Annotated in this window: 17 protein-coding genes; 7 read left to right on the plus strand and 10 right to left on the minus strand. The window is 67.4% G+C overall.

Features of this window, described 5'->3' with window-relative positions:
- Positions 1 to 8: 8 nt before the first annotated feature.
- From tssH to tssA, 10 genes are all read right to left on the minus strand, one after another.
- A complete protein-coding gene (gene tssH / locus PRtIB026_RS04255) occupies positions 9 to 2,684 on the minus strand; it encodes a type VI secretion system ATPase TssH (RefSeq protein WP_203648736.1) in 2,676 nt (891 codons plus the stop codon).
- The gene (tssG, locus tag PRtIB026_RS04260; protein WP_203652723.1) at positions 2,677 to 3,726 is read right to left on the minus strand and encodes a type VI secretion system baseplate subunit TssG; all 1,050 of its coding nucleotides are present in this window, start codon (positions 3,724 to 3,726) and stop codon (positions 2,677 to 2,679) included. Before tssG ends, tssH begins: the two co-directional genes overlap by 8 nt.
- A complete protein-coding gene (gene tssF / locus PRtIB026_RS04265) occupies positions 3,690 to 5,552 on the minus strand; it encodes a type VI secretion system baseplate subunit TssF (RefSeq protein ID WP_203648727.1) in 1,863 nt (620 codons plus the stop codon). Before tssF ends, tssG begins: the two co-directional genes overlap by 37 nt.
- Positions 5,549 to 6,064 carry a type VI secretion system baseplate subunit TssE gene (gene tssE / locus PRtIB026_RS04270; protein WP_038707176.1) on the minus strand — a complete coding sequence of 172 codons (516 nt, stop codon included), beginning with the start codon at positions 6,062 to 6,064 and terminating at the stop codon, positions 5,549 to 5,551. Before tssE ends, tssF begins: the two co-directional genes overlap by 4 nt.
- The gene (locus PRtIB026_RS04275) at positions 6,058 to 6,498 is read right to left on the minus strand and encodes a hypothetical protein (RefSeq protein WP_203648718.1); all 441 of its coding nucleotides are present in this window, start codon (positions 6,496 to 6,498) and stop codon (positions 6,058 to 6,060) included. The genes tssE and PRtIB026_RS04275 overlap by 7 nt, the downstream gene beginning before the upstream one ends.
- Positions 6,495 to 6,935, minus strand: a complete 441-nt coding sequence (locus PRtIB026_RS04280) for a type VI secretion system amidase effector protein Tae4 (protein WP_203648716.1) — start codon at positions 6,933 to 6,935, stop codon at positions 6,495 to 6,497. The genes PRtIB026_RS04275 and PRtIB026_RS04280 overlap by 4 nt, the downstream gene beginning before the upstream one ends.
- Positions 6,936 to 7,007: 72 nt before the next feature.
- Positions 7,008 to 7,496, minus strand: a complete 489-nt coding sequence (locus PRtIB026_RS04285; RefSeq protein WP_023632508.1) for an Hcp family type VI secretion system effector — start codon at positions 7,494 to 7,496, stop codon at positions 7,008 to 7,010.
- A gap of 148 nt (positions 7,497 to 7,644) precedes the next feature.
- Positions 7,645 to 9,138, minus strand: coding sequence for a type VI secretion system contractile sheath large subunit (tssC, locus tag PRtIB026_RS04290; protein ID WP_046857484.1), 1,494 nt, complete (start codon positions 9,136 to 9,138; stop codon positions 7,645 to 7,647).
- Positions 9,139 to 9,149: 11 nt separating this feature from the next.
- Positions 9,150 to 9,665, minus strand: coding sequence for a type VI secretion system contractile sheath small subunit (gene tssB, locus PRtIB026_RS04295; RefSeq protein ID WP_023632506.1), 516 nt, complete (start codon positions 9,663 to 9,665; stop codon positions 9,150 to 9,152).
- A gap of 73 nt (positions 9,666 to 9,738) precedes the next feature.
- Positions 9,739 to 10,776, minus strand: a complete 1,038-nt coding sequence (gene tssA / locus PRtIB026_RS04300; RefSeq protein ID WP_203648708.1) for a type VI secretion system protein TssA — start codon at positions 10,774 to 10,776, stop codon at positions 9,739 to 9,741.
- A gap of 396 nt (positions 10,777 to 11,172) precedes the next feature.
- Between tssA and tagH the strand changes: the two genes are divergently transcribed.
- The 7 genes from tagH (at position 11,173) to PRtIB026_RS04335 (ending at position 20,805) form a co-directional block, all read left to right on the plus strand.
- The gene (gene tagH, locus PRtIB026_RS04305; RefSeq protein WP_267813623.1) at positions 11,173 to 12,546 is read left to right on the plus strand and encodes a type VI secretion system-associated FHA domain protein TagH; all 1,374 of its coding nucleotides are present in this window, start codon (positions 11,173 to 11,175) and stop codon (positions 12,544 to 12,546) included.
- A 49-nt stretch (positions 12,547 to 12,595) separates the two neighbouring features.
- Positions 12,596 to 13,096, plus strand: coding sequence for a type VI secretion system lipoprotein TssJ (gene tssJ / locus PRtIB026_RS04310; RefSeq protein WP_186712079.1), 501 nt, complete (start codon positions 12,596 to 12,598; stop codon positions 13,094 to 13,096).
- Between the two features lie 15 nt (positions 13,097 to 13,111).
- Positions 13,112 to 14,446: a type VI secretion system baseplate subunit TssK gene (gene tssK, locus PRtIB026_RS04315; RefSeq protein ID WP_203648699.1), complete on the plus strand. Its 1,335-nt coding sequence runs from the start codon at positions 13,112 to 13,114 to the stop codon at positions 14,444 to 14,446.
- Between the two features lie 170 nt (positions 14,447 to 14,616).
- Positions 14,617 to 15,933 carry a DotU family type VI secretion system protein gene (locus PRtIB026_RS04320; RefSeq protein WP_203648696.1) on the plus strand — a complete coding sequence of 439 codons (1,317 nt, stop codon included), beginning with the start codon at positions 14,617 to 14,619 and terminating at the stop codon, positions 15,931 to 15,933.
- Complete coding sequence (gene tssM / locus PRtIB026_RS04325; RefSeq protein ID WP_203648695.1) at positions 15,930 to 19,436, plus strand: type VI secretion system membrane subunit TssM; 3,507 nt, start codon at positions 15,930 to 15,932, stop codon at positions 19,434 to 19,436. Before PRtIB026_RS04320 ends, tssM begins: the two co-directional genes overlap by 4 nt.
- Positions 19,433 to 20,089: a type VI secretion system-associated protein TagF gene (tagF, locus tag PRtIB026_RS04330; RefSeq protein WP_203648694.1), complete on the plus strand. Its 657-nt coding sequence runs from the start codon at positions 19,433 to 19,435 to the stop codon at positions 20,087 to 20,089. Before tssM ends, tagF begins: the two co-directional genes overlap by 4 nt.
- Positions 20,086 to 20,805 carry a PP2C family protein-serine/threonine phosphatase gene (locus PRtIB026_RS04335; protein WP_050703375.1) on the plus strand — a complete coding sequence of 240 codons (720 nt, stop codon included), beginning with the start codon at positions 20,086 to 20,088 and terminating at the stop codon, positions 20,803 to 20,805. The genes tagF and PRtIB026_RS04335 overlap by 4 nt, the downstream gene beginning before the upstream one ends.
- Positions 20,806 to 20,811: the final 6 nt, after the last annotated feature.

The following is a 20,811-nucleotide window of genomic DNA, read 5'->3' on the forward strand; positions in this document are numbered from 1 at the left end:
CGGTCCTGTCAGTCGGCGGCGCCGAAGTCATAGTGCAGGTCGTTGTCGCGGCGGCTGATGCTGACGCTGGCCAGCGGCTTGCCCTCGAGCAGGCGGGTGAGGAACTCGCGGCTCATGTCCGGCAGCAGGCCGTTGGTGAGGATGGCGTCGATCATGCGGCCACCGCTCTCGGTCTCGGTGCAGCGCGAGACGATCAGGTCGATCACGTCGTCGTCGTAGGCGAAGCCGACTTTGTGGGTACCTTCCACGCGCTTGCGGATGCGCTCCAGCTGCAGGCGGGTGATGGCCTTGAGCATGGCGTCGCTGAGCGGGTAGTAGGGAATGGTCACCAGGCGGCCGAGCAGCGCCGGTGGGAAGATCTCCAGCAACGGCTTGCGCAGCGAGGTGGCCACGGCTTCCGGATCGGGCAGCGCTTGAGGATCCTTGCAAGTGTTGGCGATCAGCTCGGTGCCGGCGTTGGTGGTGAGCAGGATCAGGGTATTTCGGAAGTCGATCTGGCGGCCTTCGCCGTCCTCCATCACGCCCTTGTCGAATACCTGGAAGAAGATCTCGTGCACGTCCGGGTGGGCTTTCTCCACCTCGTCCAGCAGCACCACGCTGTAGGGCCTGCGGCGCACCGCCTCGGTCAGCACACCGCCCTCGCCGTAGCCGACGTAGCCGGGCGGGGCGCCCTTGAGGGTGGAGACGGTGTGGGCTTCCTGGAACTCGCTCATGTTGATGGTGATCAGGTTCTGCTCACCGCCGTACATCGCTTCGGCCAGGGCCAGGGCGGTTTCGGTCTTGCCCACGCCGGAAGTGCCGGCGAGCATGAACACGCCGATGGGTTTGTTCGGGTTGTCCAGGCCTGCGCGGGAGGTCTGGATGCGCTTGGCGATCATCTTCAGCGCGTGGTCCTGGCCGATGATGCGCTTGGCCAGGTGCGAGTCGAGGTTGAGTACGGTCTCGATTTCGTTGCGCGCCATGCGCCCGACCGGAATGCCGGTCCAGTCGGCGACCACCGAGGCCACCGCCTGGTAGTCCACGGTCGGCAGGATCAGCGGGCTCTCGCCTTGCAGCTGGCTCAGGCGCTGCTGCAGGTCGACGAGTTTTTCGCGCAGCTCATGGCTGCCCTGCACGTCCACTTCCTGATCGACCACGCCGACCTGTTCACGCAGTTGCGCGCGGGTGGCCAGCAGCTCGTCGACCAGGGCTTTCTCCTCGGCCCAACGGCTTTCCAGGGCGGCCAGGCGCTCGCGCTCCTCGGCCAGCAGGCTGTCGGCCTGGGCCTGGCGCTGCTCGGTCTTCACCCCGATGGCGGCCTCACGGGCGATGATCTGCAGCTCGACTTCCAGCGCCTCGATGCGTCGGCGGCTGTCATCCACCTCGGCTGGCACCGCGTGCAGGCTGATGGCCACGCGGGCGCAGGCGGTGTCGAGCAGGCTCACCGACTTGTCCGGCAACTGGCGTGCCGGAATGTAGCGGTGCGACAGCTTCACGGCGGCTTCCAGCGCTTCGTCGAGGATCTGCACCTGATGGTGCTTCTCCATGGTCGAGGCCACGCCGCGCATCATCAGCAGCGCCTTGGCTTCGCTCGGCTCGTCGACCTGGACCACCTGGAAGCGGCGGGTCAGGGCCGGGTCCTTCTCGATGTGTTTCTTGTACTCGGCCCAGGTGGTCGCGGCCACGGTGCGCAGGCTGCCACGGGCCAGGGCCGGCTTGAGCAGGTTGGCGGCGTCACCGGTGCCGGCCGCGCCGCCGGCGCCGACCAGGGTGTGGGCTTCGTCGATGAACAGGATGATCGGCTTGGGCGAGGCTTGCACGTCCTCGATCACCTGGCGCAGGCGCTGTTCGAACTCGCCCTTCATGCTGGCGCCGGCCTGCAGCAGGCCGACGTCCAGGCTGCGCAGCTCGACGTCCTTCAGTGCCGGCGGCACGTCGCCGGCGACGATGCGCAGGGCGAAGCCTTCGACCACGGCGGTCTTGCCGACGCCGGCCTCGCCGGTGAGGATCGGGTTGTTCTGGCGGCGACGCATGAGGATGTCGACCAGCTGGCGGATCTCCTCGTCACGGCCGACGATGGGGTCGAGCTTGCCGCTGCGGGCCTGCTCGGTGAGGTCGACGGTGAAGCGCTTGAGCGCCTCCTGCTTGCCCATCGCCGCCGGGGCCACGGCGCCGCTGGCCTCGCCCGGCGCGGCGGCGCTGAAGCCGTCGCTGGCGGCCAGGTTGTTTTCCGGCGAGTCGCCAACGTACTCGTCGAAGCGCTCGCTCAGGGCTTCGATCTTCAGCTTGGCGAACTCGCTGGACAGCCCCAGCAGCGCATTGCGCAGGCTCGGGGTCTTGAGGATGCCGACCAGCAGGTAGCCGGTGCGCACCTGGCTTTCGCCGAACATCAGGCTGCCGTAGACCCAGCCGCGCTCGACGGCCTCTTCCACCTGGGAGGACAGGTCGGTGATCGAGGTCGAGCCCCGTGGCAGGCGGTCCAGCGCGTCGGTCAGGTCGCGCGCCAGGCGCGCCGGCTCGACGTTGAACTGACGGATGATGCGGTGCAGGTCGCTGTCTTGCAGTTGCAGCAATTGGTGCAGCCAGTGCGCCAGCTCGACATAGGGGTTGCCCCGCAGTTTGCAGAACACCGTGGCCGCCTCGATGGCCTTGTAGGCGACGCTGTTGAGTTTGCCGAACAGCGCGGCGCGGCTGATTTCACCCATGGTCCTGACTCCTTGTGAGGGGGGCGGCGACTGGCTGGTCGGCGTAGTACCGGGCCAGCTTCAGGTCGCGTGCATCGTGCGAGGGGCGGCCGAGCCAGGTGTCGAACCCCAGGCGCTGACCGGCATTGAGTTGCAGCGCGGGCACCTGGCCCTGCGCGAGGATGAGGTTGAGGTCCCAGTCCAGTTCCTGGCCCAGGTACTCGGCGACCCAGGCCGCCAGCTCGACGAACGCCTGCCCGCCGGGGAGCAGGGCGTGGTACTGGTCGAGGGTCAGCGGGCCCAGGCACAGGCGGAACTTGTGCTGGCGGTCCCAGACGTAGCGGCCCAGGCACAGGTCGACGCCCAGGCGGTTGGCGCGTACGCCGAGCTGGCTGCGCTCGGGCAGCTCCAGCCACTGGCCGACGTACTCCTCGAGCTTTACCGGCACGCCGAAATAGCTCGACAGGATGCTGCACAGGCCGTCCGGGTAGCGGGTCTGCGCCGCCAGGTGGCCGGACCAGTGCAGCTTGGCGCTGTCGGCCAGCGGCCCCTGGCCTTGCAGTTCCGGCTGGCCGCGGCCGCTGAGGGCTGCCAGGCGCGCGGCCCAGTAGTCGTCGCCGGGGCGGTCGTGGCTGACGGTCGGCCGGGCCTCGGCCCAGGCGCGGTAGAACAGGCTCAGCAGGCGGTGGTGGAAGATGTCGAGGAAGCGCTTGCTGGTCGGGTCGGCGTGGTTGCGCTGGCGCTCGCGCATGTACTCGGTCAGGTGTAGCGGCAGCGGACCATTGGGGCCGCCGAGGCCGAAGAAGAATTGCTCCAGGCGCGCCGGCTGATCGTCGTTGGCCGTGACCGAGGCCAGCGTCGCCGGGGCGAAGCTGCAATCCAGGCGCTGGCCCAGGCGCACCGGCTCATCGGCCAGGCGCAGCGAATGGCCGAAGCGCGGCAGCTCGGGGTTTTCCGCCTCGAGGCGGCGCAACGCCTGGAAGAAGTCGTACTCCCAGGGCTCTGCCTGCATGGCCTGTAGCGTGTTCACAGGGTCGGCCTGCGCCCGGGCTTGGCTTTCCAGCGCATGATCTCGCCACGTTCGCTGGTGCGCAGCACGGTTTCGGTGAAGCTGTTGATCGACACGTAGCGGGTCAGGAAACGCTCGAACACCGCGCCCAGGAGGAACACGCCGGTGCCGCGGAAGGCGTTTTCGTCGAACGTCAGGGTAATCTCCAGACCGCGGCCGAAGACGATCGGCCCGGGCATCGGCAGGCGCCGGGTGCAGGGCTTGCAGCTGACCTCGCGCAGGCCGTCGATCTGCAGTTGCAGGGCACTGTCCTGCTGGTCGCCGTACAGGCGCAGCAGTTCGCGCAGGGCGGCGGCGCCCTGGCCCTGCTCGGCCAGGGACAGGTAGTTCAGCGACAGTTGGCTGATCAGGCGCCAGGCCCGGTTGTCGTGGGCATGGCTGGCCTTCGGTCGGCTGGGGCCGGCCAGGCAGCGCACGGCGGACACCGGCGCGCTGTCGGCCAGGCTGAAGTCGCTGCGCCCGTCGCCGACGTTCATGAACAGCGGCAGGTCGCGGTTGCTGCACAGCGCGCTGATGCCCAGCTGGCGCAGGTCGTGGCGGTACGGCGCCTGGTGGCCGTCGACCAGGCTGACGAAGGTCTCGCTGCCCATGTAGCTGGAGCGCGTGCCGTTGCGTCGCTGCTCGCTGGACAGCACCCGTGGCTCGCGGCGGACGATGTAGTAGGCCTGGTCACGGCCGTAGCGCGACGGGTCGCGCACGGCGTAGAACGGCAGGAACGCCTGGTCCGGCCCGGTGCCGTGGCCGCTGACCTGCTGCAGCGAGTGGATCTCGAAGTCGGTAGGCCGGGTGCGGTCGGCGATCACATGGTGCTCGTGGACCCGGTCGGTCAGGTGGATGCGGTCGACCCGGCGCGGGAACAGGTTGATCGCCGGGGTGCAGAACGGCACGAACTGCGCGCTGCCCACGCTGCTTTCCAGCGCGGCGTCGAAGCGCTCGAACAGCACCAGCAGCTCCAGTTCCTGGCCATCGCAACGTTTGACCGCGCGCTCCAGCCCGGCGAAATCGACGAACAGGAAACGCTGCGGCAGGGCGAAGTACTCCTGCAACAGGCGATAGCCCTGGAACGCCTGGGGCACCACCGGCAACGCCGCTTCGCGGTCGTCGAAGCCGCACGGCAGCAAGGCCTGCTCGACCGGGATGCGCTCGACCCAGTCGGCCCCCGGCTGACGCACGAACACCGCGCAGGCGCTGCCCAGCAGTTGTTCGTACAGACGGAATGGGGTTTCGTCGGCGCCATTGAGGTACAGCGGCAGGTGCGTCAGCGGCAGGCTGTTGAACGGGATTTCCGCGCCGCTGCGCAAGGTCAGGCGCAGCCCGGCGCGGGCCTTCGGTTCGCTGGCGGCCAGGCGCCCGAGCACGGCGCCGGGGTTGCCGAAGTATTCGGCGCGGGCCACCTGCAGCGGCCACAGGGTGACGTCCTGGGTGCTGCGGAATTCGCACGGTGTCTGTGAGTTGCGACCGAGATTGGCGCGCAGCACGCTGCTGCGAGGCAGTTGAAAACCGGCGGCCAGCGAGCCCTCGTCGGGGTCGGTCTGCAGTTGCACCACGGTCATCGACGGGGTTGGTGCCAGGTAGTGCGGGTAGGCGATTTCCAGCAGGTTGTGGGTGAAGGTCGGGTACTCGGCATCGAGCTTGAGCTGCACGCGCGCAGTGAGGTAGGCGAAACCTTCCAGCAGGCGCTCGACATAGGGGTCGGCGCATTCGATCCCGGACAGCGTCAGGCGCCCGGCAATCTTCGGGTATTCCTTGGCGAACTCGGCGGCACCCTCGCGGATGTGCTGCAGCTCCTGGTTGTACAGTTCGAGCAGGCGCGGGTTCATGCGCGTCTCCGGCGGTCGGCGGGGGCCACGCGCACGTGCCCGGACTCCAGGTCCACGTCGGTCTGCAACAGCAGCGGCAAGGCCGCCGGCTGGGCCCACAGGTCGCCTTCGATCTCGAAGCTCAGGGCGTTGGCGTTCATCTCGCCGGGCGCGGCCTGGGCGCGCACCTTCAGGGTATGGGCGAGGATACGCGGCTCGTAGGTGGCGATGGCCTGGTGGATGATGCGTTCGAGCGCGTTGAGGTCGATGTTCGACGCGCTGTTGCCGGCCAGGGCCGGCAGGCCGTAGTTGATCACCGAGGCGCCGGCCGGGGAGTTCAACGTGGCGCCGGTATCGAGCAATGAGGTGGTATTGAGCAGCCAGGCCAGGTCGCGCAGCACCGAGGCCTTGAGCTGCTGCAGGCTGAGCACGCGCTTGTCGGGGGCTTCCTGCGGATTGCCCGGGTCGTCGTCGGTCAGGCGATCCAGCAGCGAGGGCTGCAGGCGGTCGCGGGTGGCGATCTCGGCTACCACTGGAACAGCCCCACGAAGTCCTTCTGATCTACAGGGCCTGTCGAGCAACTGCCACCCTTCGCGAGAATCGAAGGCTCAAGGCTGGCCCCTACCAGGCGTACGGCCTGATACTGGCTATTGCACCGGCCGGGCTGCGACGGGTCGGCCTCCACATGGCTGACGATGATGATCTGCGAACCATTGAAATGCTCGACGCGAGGCTTGCCAGTCAGCCGCTCCGGACTGAGCTGGCAGGGCCAAGGCATGTCCAGCTCAAGCAACGACTGATCGGCCTTGCGCAATGCGCAGCGACCTTCGTGGTTCACCAACGACAGCGTCTGGGCCGCAAGATTGACCTGAAGGTCTTGGGGGGTGCCAGTCGAGCTCTGCTGAGCGCATGCATTCAGGGCAAGCGCGATCAACAGGCCAGGGACGACTTTGCGCAGTCTTTTCATTTCAGCTCCCAGAACCATACAGCCTTGGAGCGATGGGCCTGGTCGGCAAAGTAGCCGGTTACCCGACCTCGATCCCAGAGGTCGATGTGATCGCCAGTGCGGTTCTCGTATGACTGCCCTGCACGGGCGAAGCAGTCCTTGAAAAAGATGATGCCGCGTTTCTCATTGAGTTTCAGACGGTCATTCGCACTGCCACTCAGTTGCAGAGGCGCGCCGAGATGGTGTTTCCACAGCCAGTTCGCCAGTGACTCCGCGCCCCTGGCGTGGTCATGGGCACAGCGTGGCTCGCTGTAGGTTCTGGCATTGACCTTGATCGTGTGTTCACCATTGAGGGCGATGCTCATGCGGATGGCGCACTGGTTGTCCCAGCCTCCATCGCAAGGCGAGGATTCGCTCGGATAGGCATTCCACAGATTGATGAAGGAAGGCTTGGCCATGATGTTCACCGTGGGCGGGTGAGGCGTGGGGAAGGGCGCCCGCGCCGCCTGGGGCGGCACGGGCGCGGTCGGTCAGATCTTGACGTTGGAGCGGATGTTCCAGCCGTACTTGATCGGGCCGCCTTCCTTGGTGCCGTCGGCCTTCTGCGGCTGGTAGTCGACAGTGACCTTGGCGAAGTTCAGGGTCACGTTCTCGGTCAGGCGGTCGTCGCTGCCCGAGCCGCCGGTGCTCAGCGAGCTGATGATCACCTCTTCGAGGTTGATGATCAGGTACTCGACCTGGCTTTCACCACCGGCCTTGCGCACGGTCAGCTTGACCTTGTCGATGTGCTTGCCGCTGGAGCAGTGGGCCATCAGGTTGGGGCTGGATTTATCGATGTACTTGGTGATCGACAGGTCCTGGATGTTGACCTTGCCCGAGCCGCCACCGCTGCCCAGGTGCATGTTGCCGGACTGGGACATGCCCCAGCTCCAGTTGAGCACGTCGATTTCGTCCTTGTGGGCCTTGTCGTGGGACTCGCCCTTGATGTCGCCGATCTTGATGAAAATATCTACAGCCATGATGTCCTCGGAATTTCCAGTCGGTTGGCGGTGCTATTGGGGCTGCTGTGCAGCCCATCGCGGGACAAGCCCGCTCCTACAGGATTTGTGCAGCCTTTGTAGGAGCGGGCTTGTCCCGCGATGGGGCGCGCAGCGGCCCCGTTCAGGCTTAGGCCCCTTTGGCCGAAGGCAGCTTCGACACCAGGCGCAGCGACACGGTCAGCCCTTCGAGCTGGTAGTGCGGGCGCAGGTAGAAGCGCGAGTTGTAGTAACCCGGGTTGCCTTCGACTTCCTCGACCACCACTTCGGCGGCCGCCAGCGGGTGCTGGGCCTTGGTGGTCTCGGTGGAGTGCGCCGGGTCGCCGTCGACGTAGTTGAGGATCCAGTCCTGCAGCCAGCGCTGCATCTCGTCCTTTTCCTTGAACGAGCCGATCTTGTCGCGAACGATGCACTTCAGGTAATGGGCGAAGCGGCAGGTGGCGAACAGGTACGGCAGGCGCGCGGCCAGGTTGGCGTTGGCGGTGGCGTCCGGGTCGTCGTATTCGGCCGGCTTCTGCAGCGACTGGGCGCCGATGAAGGCGGCGAAGTCGGTGTTTTTCTTGTGCAGCAGCGGCATGAAGCCGTTCTTCGCCAGCTCCGCCTCGCGCCGGTCGGAGATGGCGATCTCGGTCGGGCACTTCATGTCCACGCCACCGTCGTCGGTGGGGAAGGTGTGCGCCGGCAAGCCTTCGACTTCGCCGCCGGATTCCACGCCGCGGATACGCGAGCACCAGCCGTAATGCTTGAACGAACGGTTGATGTTCACCGCCATGGCGTAGGCGGCGTTGGCCCAGGTGTACTTGCTGCTGTCGGCGCCGTCGGTGTCTTCTTCGAAGGCGAAGGCCTCCACCGGGTCGGTCTTGGCGCCGTAGGGCAGGCGCGCCAGGAAGCGCGGCATGGTCAGGCCGATGTAGCGCGAGTCTTCCGATTCGCGCAGCGAGCGCCAGCCGGCGTATTCCGGGGTGGTGAAGATCTTGGTCAGGTCGCGCGGGTTGGACAGCTCCTGCCACGAGCCCATGCCCATCACCGTCGGCGAGGCGGCGGAGATGAACGGCGCGTGCATCGAGGCGCAGACCTTGGACACTTCGCCCAGCAGCTCGACGTCGGGTGGCGACTGGTCGAAGTAGTAGTCGCCCACCAGGCAGCCGTAGGGCTCGCCACCGAACTGGCCGTATTCCTCTTCGTAGAGCTTCTTGAACACCGGGCTCTGGTCCCAGGCGGTGCCCTTGAACTTCTTCAGGGTCTTGTGCAGGTCGTTCTTCGAGATGTTGAGCACGCGGATCTTCAGCTGCTCGTCGCTCTCGGTGTTGTTGACCAGGTAGTGCAGGCCGCGCCAGGCGCTTTCCAGTTTCTGGAAGTCATCGTGGTGGATGATCTGGTTGACCTGGGCGGTGAGCTTGGCGTCGATGGCGGCAATGATCTGCTCGATCGAGCCGATGGCATCGTTGGACACCAGGCTGGTCTGCGCCAGGGCCTGCTCGGCGAGGGTGCGCACGGCGCTCTCGACGGCTTCCTTGGCCCGCTCGGTCTTGGGCTTGAATTCCTGCAGCAGGAGACTGGCGAACTCGCTCGGGTCCTGGGTGGCCGCCTGCGGGGCCTGGCTGTCGCGCAACGGATCGTTCATGGTCGGTCTCCTCAGGCCTTCGGCTCGGTGTCGGCAGGTTTCGGCGCGCTGGCCAGGGCCTGGAGCAGGGCCGGGTCCTTGATGGCCTTGAGGATGATGTCCTCGGCGCCGGTCTTGCCGTCCATGTAGGTCAGCAGGTTGGCCAGCTGGGTGCGGGCCTCGAGCAGCTGGTTCAGGGCATCGACCTTGCGCGCCACGGCGGCGGGGCTGAAGTCGTCCATGCTCTCGAAGGTGATGTCCAGGCTCAGGTTGCCTTCACCGGTCAGCTCGTTGGGCACGTTGAACGCCACGCGGGGCTTCATGGCCTTCAGGCGCGAGTCGAAGTTGTCGACGTCGATCTCCAGGAACTTGCGGTCGGCCACGGCCGGCAGTGGCTCGGCGGGCTTGCCGGCGAGGTCCGAGAGCACGCCCATGACGAAGGGCAGCTGGACCTTCTTCTCGGCGCCGTACAGCTCGACGTCGTATTCGATCTGCACTCGCGGCGCACGGTTGCGCGCGATGAATTTCTGGGAGCTGTCTTTCGCCACGTTGTTCCTCCTGGTCGCCGGTACGGCGGCTCTGTTTGTTGCGGGCGTCGGTGTTTAGGCGGCCGGAACGACGTCAGTCGTGTTCCGGGCCACGCAGGTTCTCGAATTGCGACATGCCATCGGGGATCAGGTCGCGGACGATGGTCGCGAAGTCGGCGTCGACCAGCTTCTTCGCCCGGCGCAGCAGCACCGGCAGCGGGCTGGAGGGCTCGTGGCGGGCGTAGTACTGGAGCACACGCTCGAGACTCTGCAGCACATCATCACGGCTGTTCACCTCGCCGGGGCGCGCCGCGACAGCCGCGGCACGTGGCGCGGCGACGGGCTGCGGGTCGTCATTGGCGCCGGGCGCCGTCACTTCGTCCATGCTCGCGCTGACCGGCGCCGAGCCTTCCGGGCTGTAGTCGGTCAGCACCTGCTGGACCTGGCGCAGCGGCTGGCGCAGGGCGGACAGGTCAACGCCGCTGGCCGAGCCGACCTGGTCGTTGACCCGGCTCTCGATGGTGTCCAGGGCTTCGCGGGCCAGTTGCAGGGCCTGGTGGCATTGCGCGAGCTGCTCGGGGTCGGCGTCGCGCAGGGCGGCGGCCAGTTCCTCGGCGCTCAACTGCTCGCTGGCGAAGTGCTGCACGCCCGCCGCATGCAGGGCGGCACGCAGGGTGACCGGGCCGAAGGTGCGCGAACGCACCAGCATGGCGTCGCGCAGCAGGGCGATGTTGGTGTCGCAGGTGAGTCCGGCCAGGGCGTTGACGCGCACGGTAGGGTCGTTGTCGTCGGCGGCGTCCAGCTGCGGGTGCAGGTGCAGCCAGTATTCGCCCAGCAGATCGCGGATCAGTTCGAGGCTCGCGGCCAGGCCCGGCAGGCCGTGCAGGGCCAGGTTGGCCTGGACCAGAAAGTGGGTGATGCGCAGGTCCTTGCTGCGTTGCAGCAGGCCTGTGCAGGACTGTTCGATGGCGCGCCACTGCGGCGGTTCGGCCGGCTGCACGGCGTCGCCCATCACACGCTCGGGGCGGCCCTGGGCATCACGTTCCAGTTGCAGGAAATCGGCATCGTATTCGAGGTCGTCGCCGCACGGAAAGTCTGCGGAAACAGCGGCGAGCAGCTGCGGTGAGTTCACCAGAAATCGATCTCCATATCGGCCCTTGGTGAGGGCGTCGTTTGCGCCAAGTTGCAAATGTGAAATGGCGCACAAACTTGTCAAAGAATGCGAAGTTGATATCACCGTGATATCACTTTGGCACTCTTAAGTTGCGCATTTATGGTTTATTTCCAAATTGCTGTCAAGGTAAGCTACGCGCCGCGAAGGCGACTGTGAACCAGTTGGCAGGTATTCGTGTCCATTGGTCAGGTGCCATCAAAGTGCCTTGCCGATAGGGTTTAATACGACCTTTCCGGGAAGCGAATTTCGGTGTGAGGCCCAGTATTTACAAGGGTTTAGCCGGAAAGTGGGGTCGGGCTCGCGAATCCACTCAAATGGATGTGTGAGTGTTTCATATATATGCAAGGAGGCGTGATGGCACTTTGCCTGACCATTACCAGTTATCACAAGATCACCCCTGGGCAATGCCCGGAGAAGTTGCTGGAAAACGGTGCCATCAGCGTAGGTCGTGCGGCGGATAATGACTGGGTACTTCCCGATCCGGAACGCCTTGTTTCTTCGAAACATTGTGTGATCCAGTTCAAGGATGGCCGCTATTACTTGACCGATAACAGCACCAACGGCGTGGAATTGGTGCATGCCGGTATTCGCCTGCGTCGCGGTAACAGCGAGCCGCTGATGGATGGCGAAGTTATTCGAATTGGCGATTACGAAATCCAGGCGCGCATCGACGCAGGCCTGTCGATTCCGCTCGCCGGGCAGCCGCAAGCCCACAGTTTCGAAGCCCTGATGGCCAACCAGGTGGCCGCCCCGAGCGCGCCCATCGTCGGCGCGCCGGCCGCATTCCTGCAGGGGGCGTCGAGCCACGATACCCTGCCGGACCTGTTCGACTTTCTTGGCCCCTCCAGCGTACCGCCGGTCAGCCAGCCGGACCATGTCCCCGCCCAGCAGCATGACTTCCGTCCGCCCACGCCGGTGGCGCCGCCGCCCGCGCCGGTGCCGGCCGTCATGCCCGCCGCGCCGGGCGTGATCCCTGACGACTGGAACCTGTTCGACGAAACCCCCGTCGTTGCCCCCCAGCCTGCGCCTGTCATCGCGCCGCCCCTGCCAGAGCCGATAGCGCCGGTGGCACCGGTCGTCACGCCTATGCCGGCGCCCACCGCCGTGTCGGCACCTGCGCCCGACCCGGTTGGCGCCGGCGATGCCTTGCTGCAGGCCTTCCTGCGTGGCGCGGGCATCGAGCACCTGCGTATCGACGCGGCCGATGCCGCCGCGCAGATGGAGGCGGTCGGGCGCAGCTACCGCCTGATGGTCGAAGGCCTGATCGATGTATTGCGCGCGCGCAGCAGCCTGAAGGGCGAGTTCCGCATGCAGCAGACCACCATCGCCCCGGTGCGCAACAACCCGCTGAAGTTCGCCCCCAACGCCGACGAAGCGCTGTTGCTGCTACTGCGCGAGGGCAACCAGGCGTTCATGGCCCCGGACCAGGCGGTGCGCGACAGTTTCGACGACCTGCGCGCCCACCAGCTGGCGGTGATGGCGGGTGTCGAGGCGGCCATCAAGCACCTGCTCGAGCGCTTCGAGCCGGCCCGCCTGGAGCAGCGCCTGGCGCCCGCCGCCGGGCTGGCCAAGCTGTTCGGCGGTTCGCGCCAGGCCCACTGCTGGCAGCAGTTCACCGAGCTCTACAGCCAGATTTCCCGGGAAGCCGAAGACGACTTCCAGGACCTGTTCGGTCGCGAGTTCAGTCGCGCCTACGAGGCCCATAGCCAACGCATTCAACGCTCCTGAGGCTAACGCCTGGAGCACAGGAAGAACACAGGACGTCATGAGGACGAGGATGAGTGCAACGAGACTGATCGCAGCCCTGGCCATGGTGCTGCTCAGTGCCTGCAGCAAGGACAGCCCGGTCGAGCCCGCCGTTACCGACGCGGCGCCGGCGGCCACGGGTATCACCCTGTACTTCAGTGCCGCGGCCGGGCTCAACCCGGGCGCTGGTGGCACGCCCGCGCCGGTGCGGGTACGCATCTACGAGTTGAAGAACAGCGCCGCCTTCGCCCGCGCCGACTATTTCGCCCTGGCCGAGCGTGCCCAGGCCACCCTGGCCGCCGACCTGATCGACCAGGACGAGGTCCTGCTCCAGCCCGGCGAGCAACTGCGCCTTGAGCGTCCGCTCGACCCGGCCACGCGCCAGGTCGGCCTGGTGGTCGGCTACCGCGAGGTCGACCAGGCCCAGTGGCGCAGCGTGCTGCCGGTGCCGCCTCGTGACTATCAGATCAGCCTCGATGTGCGCGCCGTGCGCAGCGCCGTGGCCACCCCACAACCTGAGCCTGCCCGCTAGGCAATCGGAGAACCCATGTCCTGGAACAATCGCGTGGTCTGGTCGGAAGGGATGTTCATCACCACCCAGCACTTCCAGCAGCACGACCGCTACCTGGAAAATTTCGTCGACGCCCGCAACCGGCCGCTCAGCGCCGCCGCCTGGGGTTTTTCCGAGCTGTTGGTCGACCAGGGCCTGCTGGCCCAGGGCAAGCTGGCGATCCTCAGCGCCCGTGGCCTGTTGCCGGACGGCACGCCGTTCGATATCCCGCGTGACGACCTGCCGCCTGCGCCGCTGGAAATTCCCGACGACCTGCGCAACGGCGTGATCTACCTGGGCCTGCCGCTCAAGCGCGCCGGTGCCCGCGATACCGTCGACGACGGTGAAACGCCCGACGGCGCGCGCTATGTCAGCCGTATCAGCGAAGTCCGCGACGACAACGCCCCGTTCGAGAACCGCGCGCCGTTGGCCCTGGGCAGCCGCGCCCTGCGCCTGCTGCGCGCCGAGGACGGCCTGAGCGACTATGCCGCACTGGGCGTGGTGCGCATCCGGGAGAAGCGCGCCGACCGTGCCCTGGTGCTGGATGACGGTTACATCCCGCCGCTGCTCGACGTGACCGCCAGCAACCTGCTGTCGGGGTTCCGTGGCGAACTGCTTGGCCTGCTGCACCAGCGCGGCGAGGCTTTGGCCGGGCGCGTGGTGGCTTCGGCCAACGGCGGTGCCTCGGAGATCGCCGACTTCATGCTGCTGCAACTGGTCAACCGCGCCCAGCCGCTGGTCGAGCACCTCAACCAGCTGACGCCGCTGCACCCCGAGCGGCTGTACAGCGAGCTGGTGGCCCTGGCCGGCGAGTTCGCCACCTTCACCCGTGAAGGTCGCCGCCCCGAGGCATATCCTGTGTACCAGCACGACGACCTGGCGGCCACCTTCGCCCCGGTGCTGGCCGCCCTGCGCGAGGCCCTGTCGATGCTGATCGACAGCAAGGCCGTGGCCATCCCGCTGGTCGAGAAGGCCTACGGCATCCATGTCGGCATGCTGGCCGACCGCAGCCTGCTCGACAGCGCCAGCTTCGTCCTGGTGGTGCGCGCCGATGTGCCCAGCGAGACCCTGCGCAGCCGCTTCGGCCAGCAGAGCAAAATCGGCGCGGTGGAGCACATCCGCGACCTGGTCAACCTGCAGTTGCCGGGCATCGGCCTGCTGCCGTTGCCGGTGGCGCCACGGCAGATTCCGTTCCATGCCGGTTCCACCTACTTCGAACTCGACCGGGGGAGCGAACACTGGAAGCAGCTGCAGCATTCCGGTGGTTTCGCCTTTTACGTCGCCGGCGAGTTCCCCGGCCTGAACCTGGCCTTCTGGGCGATTCGGGGGTGATGCCGGGTGCTCGACTTGAGAATGCCGGGACCGCGTTGCGGTCCTTTCGCGGCACAAGGCCGCTCCTACAGGGGAGCGCGAACGCCTGTAGGAGCGGCCTTGTGCCGCGAAAGGGCCGCAACGCGGCCCCCAATTCCACCCTCTATCCAAGGACCGGAGACTAAGCCGCGATGCAATCGGACGATCCGCTCGCCAATGACCGCACCCAGTTCATGCCGCGCCCTGGTGGCCGAGGCCCGCAGCCGGCCACACCGGGACCTGCGCAGGCGGCGCCGCCACCGCCCCTGAACGTGCCGGTCGAACCGCTGGCGCCGGGCCAGGCGGCGGGCCTGAACTCGCTGGAGCAGGCGGCCGGCCCGCTGCTGGCGCTGCTCACCCGCCTGCGCAATACCATTGCCCACCCGGCGCCGGCCAGCCTGCGAGCGCAGCTGTTGGCCTACCTGCGCCAGTTCGAGGAGCGCGCCGAGGCCGCCGGGGTCGCGCGCAACGAGGTGCTGCTGGCGCGCTACGCACTGTGCACCGCGCTCGACGAGGCAGTGCTCAGCACGCCGTGGGGCAGTGCCAGCGACTGGGGCAAGCAGAGTCTGCTGATCACCGTGCACAACGAGGCCTGGGGCGGCGAGAAGGTGTTCCAGCTGATGGAGCACTGCCTGCAGAGTCCGCGTGAGCGCCTGCACCTGCTGGAGCTGTTGTACCTGTGCACCAGCCTTGGTTTCGAAGGCCGCTACCGGGTGATGAACGGTGGCCGTGCCCAGCTCGAGGCCCTGCGCGAGCGCACCGCTGCGACTATCCGCAGCGCCCGTGGCGATATCGAGCGCGAGCTTTCGCCGCACTGGCGTGGCGTCACCGTGACCCGTGACCGCCTGGCGCAGTTCGTGCCGCCCTGGGTCGGCCTGGCCCTGGCCCTCGCGCTGTTGTTGCTGGTGCTGTTCGGTCTGCGCCTGAAGCTGGCCGCCGACGCCGAACCGGTGTTCCGTGGCATCCATGCCCTGGGCGAGATCCCGGTGCAGGCCATGGACCGCCCGGTGGTGCAGCCAAAGCCTGTCGAGCGCCCGCGTCTGGCCGGCTTCCTGGCTGAGGACATCAAGGCCGGCCGGGTCGCCGTGGAGGATGCGGTGGACCGCTCGGTGGTGACCATCCGCGGCGACGAGCTGTTCGCCTCGGCCAGCGCCAGCATCAAGGGTGACTTCGAACCGCTCATGCTGCGCATCGCCGAAGCCGTCGCCAAGGTCAAGGGCAACGTGAAAGTCACTGGCCACAGCGACAACCAGCGCATCGCCACGCTGCGCTTCCCGTCCAACTGGGCGTTGTCCCAGGCCCGTGCCGAGGAGGTGAAGAACCTGCTCGCCGCCCGCACCGGCCAGCCCGGGCGTTTCAGCGCCCAGGGCCTGAGCGACACCGAGCCGCTGGCGTCGAACGACAGCGCGCAGGGCCGGGCGAAGAATCGCCGGGTTGAAATCACCGTTCTGGCGGAGGGCGTCGAGTGAAGGCGTTTTTCAGTTTTGTCATTCGCTGGGTGGTCCCGGTGCTGGGCCTGCTCGCCCTCAGCCTGATCATCTGGTTCCTTGGTCCGCTGCTCGATGCGCTGGTGCCGGTCGCGCCGCGCCTGGTGCTGATCGTCCTGCTGTTCGCGGTGTGGATTGCCTACCGCGTGTGGCGCATCGTCCAGGCCCGGCGCCAGGCGGCCAAGGTGATGCAGAGCCTGGCTGCCGAGACCGCGCCTGACCCTGCCGGCGTTGCCACCGCCGAAGAGCTGGCGACCCTGCGCCAGCGCATGGATGAGGCCCTGACGCTGCTGAAGAAGGCGCGCCTGGGCGGTGATGAGCGGCGCAACCTGTACGAGCTGCCGTGGTACGTGATCATCGGTCCGCCCGGCTCGGGCAAGACCACCGCGCTGGTCAACTCCGGCCTGCATTTCCCGCTGGCGGCGCAGCTGGGCGAGGGCGCCATCCGTGGCGTGGGCGGTACGCGCAACTGCGACTGGTGGTTCACCGACCAGGCCGTGCTGCTGGACACCGCCGGCCGCTACACCACCCAGGACAGCCATGCCCAGGTGGACAAGGCGGCCTGGCTGGGCTTTCTCGACCTGCTCAAGACCCAGCGTTCACGTCGGCCCATCGACGGTGCCTTCATCGCCATCAGCCTGTCCGACCTGCTGCTGGGCAGCGACGCCGAGCGCGCCGCCCACGCGGCGGCGATCCGCACCCGCATCCAGGAGCTGTACAGCCAGCTGGGCGTGCGTTTCCCGATCTACCTGATGCTGACCAAGCTCGACCTGGTGCCGGGCTTCATGGAGTTCTTCGACAGCCTGAGCAAGGAAGAGCGCGCCCAGGTGTGGGGCATGACCTTCCCCCTGGATGACGGCCAGCACGGCGATGGCCCGCTGGCCCAGTTTGGCAGCGAGTTCGCCTTGCTCGAGCAGCGTCTCAACGAGCGTCTGGTGGAACGCCTGCAACAGGAACGCGACCCGGCGCGGCGCGACCTGGTCTACGGCTTCGTCCAGCAGTTCGCCGCCTTGCGCGGCAACCTCAAGACCTTCCTCGACGGCATCTTCAAGCCCAACGCCTTCGAAGCCCGCGCTCTGCTGCGCGGTGTGTATTTCACCAGCGGTACCCAGGAAGGCAGCCCCATCGACCGCCTGATCGGCAGCATGGCCCAGAGCATGGGCCTGGACCGTGCCCACCTGGCGCGGCAGAACGGCACCGGGCGCAGCTACTTCATCGAGAAGCTGTTCAGTGCCGTGGCCTTCGCCGAGCGCGGCCTGGTCGGCAGCAACCCCAAGGTCGAGCAGCGGCGCAAGTGGATCGCTCGCGGCGCCCTGGCCTTGAGCGTGGCCCTGGTGCTGGTGGTCGGCACCTTGTGGACCCTGAGCTACCGCGCCAACCAGCAGTACATCGCCGAGGTCGACGGCCGTCTCAAACCACTGGGCAAGAGCGTGCAGGAACTGAGCCCGGCCCAGCGCAACGTGGTCGACGTGCTGCCGTTGCTCAACGGCGTGCGCCGCCTGGCCGAGGATCCGCCCGGCTGGGCCGAGGGCCTGGGGCTGTACCAGGGCGACATGCTCGAAGGCGAGTCGGACAGCGTCTATCGCAAGTTGCTGATCGCCATCTTCGCCCCGCGCCTGGTCACCCGCATCGAAGAGCAGCTGTACGCCGGCGGCCCTTCGGACTACCTCTACGAGGGGCTCAAGGCTTACCTGATGCTGGCCGACGGCGAACACTACGACGCCGAGTTCATCAAGGCCTGGGTCACCCTCGACTGGGAGCGCAGCCTGCCTCGTGACCTGGCGCCGGACCTGCGCCAGGCCCTGGAGCAGCACCTGGCGGCGCTGTTCGACAAGCGCCCGCCCAATGCCCGTCTCGACCAGCGCCTGATCGACGACACCCGTCGCCAGCTGCAGCAGCTGCCGGTGGCCCAGCGTGTCTACGACCGGGTCAAGCGCCAGAAACTGCCGGCCGGGGTCGGCGACTTCCGGGTCAGCGACGCCGCCGGCCGCGATGCCGCGCTGGTGTTCCGCTTCAAGAACGGCAAGCCGCTGAGCGAGCCGCTGCCGGGCATCTTCACCGTCGAGGGTTACCGCAAGGCGTTCCTTGCCGCCAGCCTGGCCCACAGCGAGACCCTGGCCGAGGAGCGCTGGGTGCTGGGCCGCGAGGCCAGCGAGTCGGGTGATGCCAAGCGCCTGGCCGACGATGTGCTGCAGCTGTATTACCAGGACTACATCCGCCATTGGGATGCGTTGCTGGCGGACCTGGACTTCGTACCGATCACCAGCGTCGGCCAGGCCGCCGATGTGCTGCGGGTGCTGTCCGGGCCGACCTCGCCGATGAAGAAACTGCTGCAGGCGGCCGCCAAGGAGACCAACCTGGCGCAGCCGACCACCCTCGACAAGGTCCAGGCCAAGGCCGAACAGGCCGGTGTCGACCAGCTGCGCCAGCGCCTCGGCGGCCTGCTCGGTGATGCGCCGCTGCCCAGCGACAACCCGGCTGCCCGTGAGGTCGACCCGGTGACCGCGCACTTCGCCGAGCTGGCCGCGCTGGTGGAAACCGGCGAAGGACAGCCTGCTGCCATCGATGGCCTGCTCACCGACCTCAATGCCCTATACGTGCAGGTCAGCGCCATGGTCGGCGCCAGCGGCGACGCGCTGCTGGGCGAGGCCAAGAACCAGGCCCAGGCCGCCGCGCAGCGTGTCGCCCTGGGCGCCGCGCGCCAGCCCAAGGTGGTGCAGAACCTGGTGGGCTCGGTGCTCGGCTCGACCCACAACATCGTCATGGGCGGCGTGCGCAACCAGCTCAACGCCGCCTGGACCAGCGAAGTGGTGAACGTCTACCGCCAGTCCCTCAGCGGCCGTTATCCGCTGGTGGCTGGCAGCGCGCGGGACGCCACCCTGGAGGACTTCGGCCTGTTCTTCGGCGTCGGCGGGGTGATGGACAACTACTTCCGCAAGTACCTGCAACCCTACGTCAACACCTCGAGCACGCCGTGGAGCTGGCAACCGGGCGCGGCGCAGAAACTGGGGATCAACAGCAACGTGCTGTACACCTTCCAGCGCGCGGCGAGCATCCGCGATGCGTTCTTCCGCAACAGCAACGGTGTGCAGCCGGGCGTGCGTTTCGAGCTCAAGCCGGTGGCGATGGATGCGACCATCACCCAGTTCCTGCTTGACCTCGATGGCCAGCAGGTCAGCTACGACCACGGACCGAGCCGGCCGGTGGCGTTGCAGTGGCCGAACCCCAACAGCATCGGCGTGGTGCGCCTGTCGATCTCGCCGCCCTCGGCCACCGGCCGTTCCGGCCTGACCGTGGAAGGACCCTGGGCCTGGTTCCGCCTGCTCGACCAGTCCGACCTGGTGGCCGGCAGCTCGCCGGAGCGCTTCAACCTGCGCCTGCGCGTCGATGGCGCCAGCGTGTCCTACGAGCTGCGTGCCAGCAGCGCCTTCAACCCGTTCCGCAGCCGAGTGCTCAGCGGTTTCAGCCTGCCGGAGCACCTGTGAACGAAGTGGGTTTCTACGGAAAACTGGCCAGCCGCGGCGACTTCGTCAGCCGCGGCCTTCCAAACAGCTTCATCCAGCCCTGGGACCAGTGGCTGGCGGCGGGGATGCAGGCCAGCCAGCAGGCGCTGGGCGAGCGTTGGCTCGAGGCCTACCTGGTCAGCCCCTTGTGGCGTTTCGCCCTGGCGCCGGGGTTGTGCGGGCCCGAGGCGGTCATTGGTGTGCTGATGCCGAGCATCGACCGGGTCGGGCGGTATTTTCCGCTGGCCGTGGCCCAGGTGCTGGAGCCGGAGCAGCCGTTGGCGCCTGTGGTGGCCGGGGCCGAGGAGTGGTTCGAGGCGGTCGAGGTGGCATTGCTGGCGACGCTTGAGCCTGGGGCGGCCTTTGAGGGTTTTGAGGCTGCTTTGCAGCCTTTTCGCGGCGCGAGGCCGCTCCTACAAGGACCGCGTGTGACTGTCGGTGGGGTGCAGCGGTTGGATGCGACCACGCCGCAGGGGCGTGCGCTGGCGTTGGCCGAATGCGCCTGTGAGGGCATGAGCCTTTGGTGGGGCAGGGGTTCCGAACGTATCGCCCCGGGGTTGATGCGCTGCGCGGGTCTGCCCCGCAGCGAGGATTTCGCCGGGTTTCTACTGGGTAGCGAGGCGCGGACCGAATGACCGACATGCAGTACACAGCGGCCAGCTACAGCCATGTCGGCATGGTGCGCAAGATCAACGAGGACGCTTGCCTGGAGTTGACCTGGGCTGGCCTGTGGGCGGTGGCCGACGGCATGGGCGGCCATGCGGCGGGCGACTATGTCAGCAGCCTGGCCATGGACAGCCTGCGCAGCCTGCCGATGCTCGACTCGCTCGACGACTTCAGCGGCGAGGTGCGCGATGGCCTGGCCTGGGTCAACGGCATCGTGCGCGAGGAAACCGTGCGCCGTGGCGTGGCGATGATGGGCAGCACCGTGGTGGTGCTGGCGGCGCGTGGCGACCAGGCCATCGGCCTGTGGGCCGGCGACAGTCGCCTGTACCGCCTGCGCGATGGCCGCATCGAGCGCCTCAGCCATGACCACAGCTACGTCCAGGAGCTGCAGGACAGCGGCCTGCTCAACGAGGCCGAGGCGCGGGTGCACCCGCGCGGCAACATCGTCACCCGCGCCATCGGCGTCGAGGACGACCTCGACCTGCAGGCCGTGGCCCTGCAGGTGCGGCCCGGCGACACTTACCTGCTGTGCAGCGATGGCCTGAACAAGACCGCCGAGGACCACGAGATCGCCGAAGTGCTCGGCCACGCCGACCCTTACGAGGTGGTCCGCAGCCTGGTGCACCTGGGGCTGACCCGTGGCGCGCCGGACAACATCACCGCTGTGGTCGTCAAGGTGAACTGAAGACAT

This window comes from Pseudomonas sp. RtIB026 (assembly GCF_016861355.2).
Lineage (GTDB): Bacteria > Pseudomonadota > Gammaproteobacteria > Pseudomonadales > Pseudomonadaceae > Aquipseudomonas > Aquipseudomonas peradeniyensis.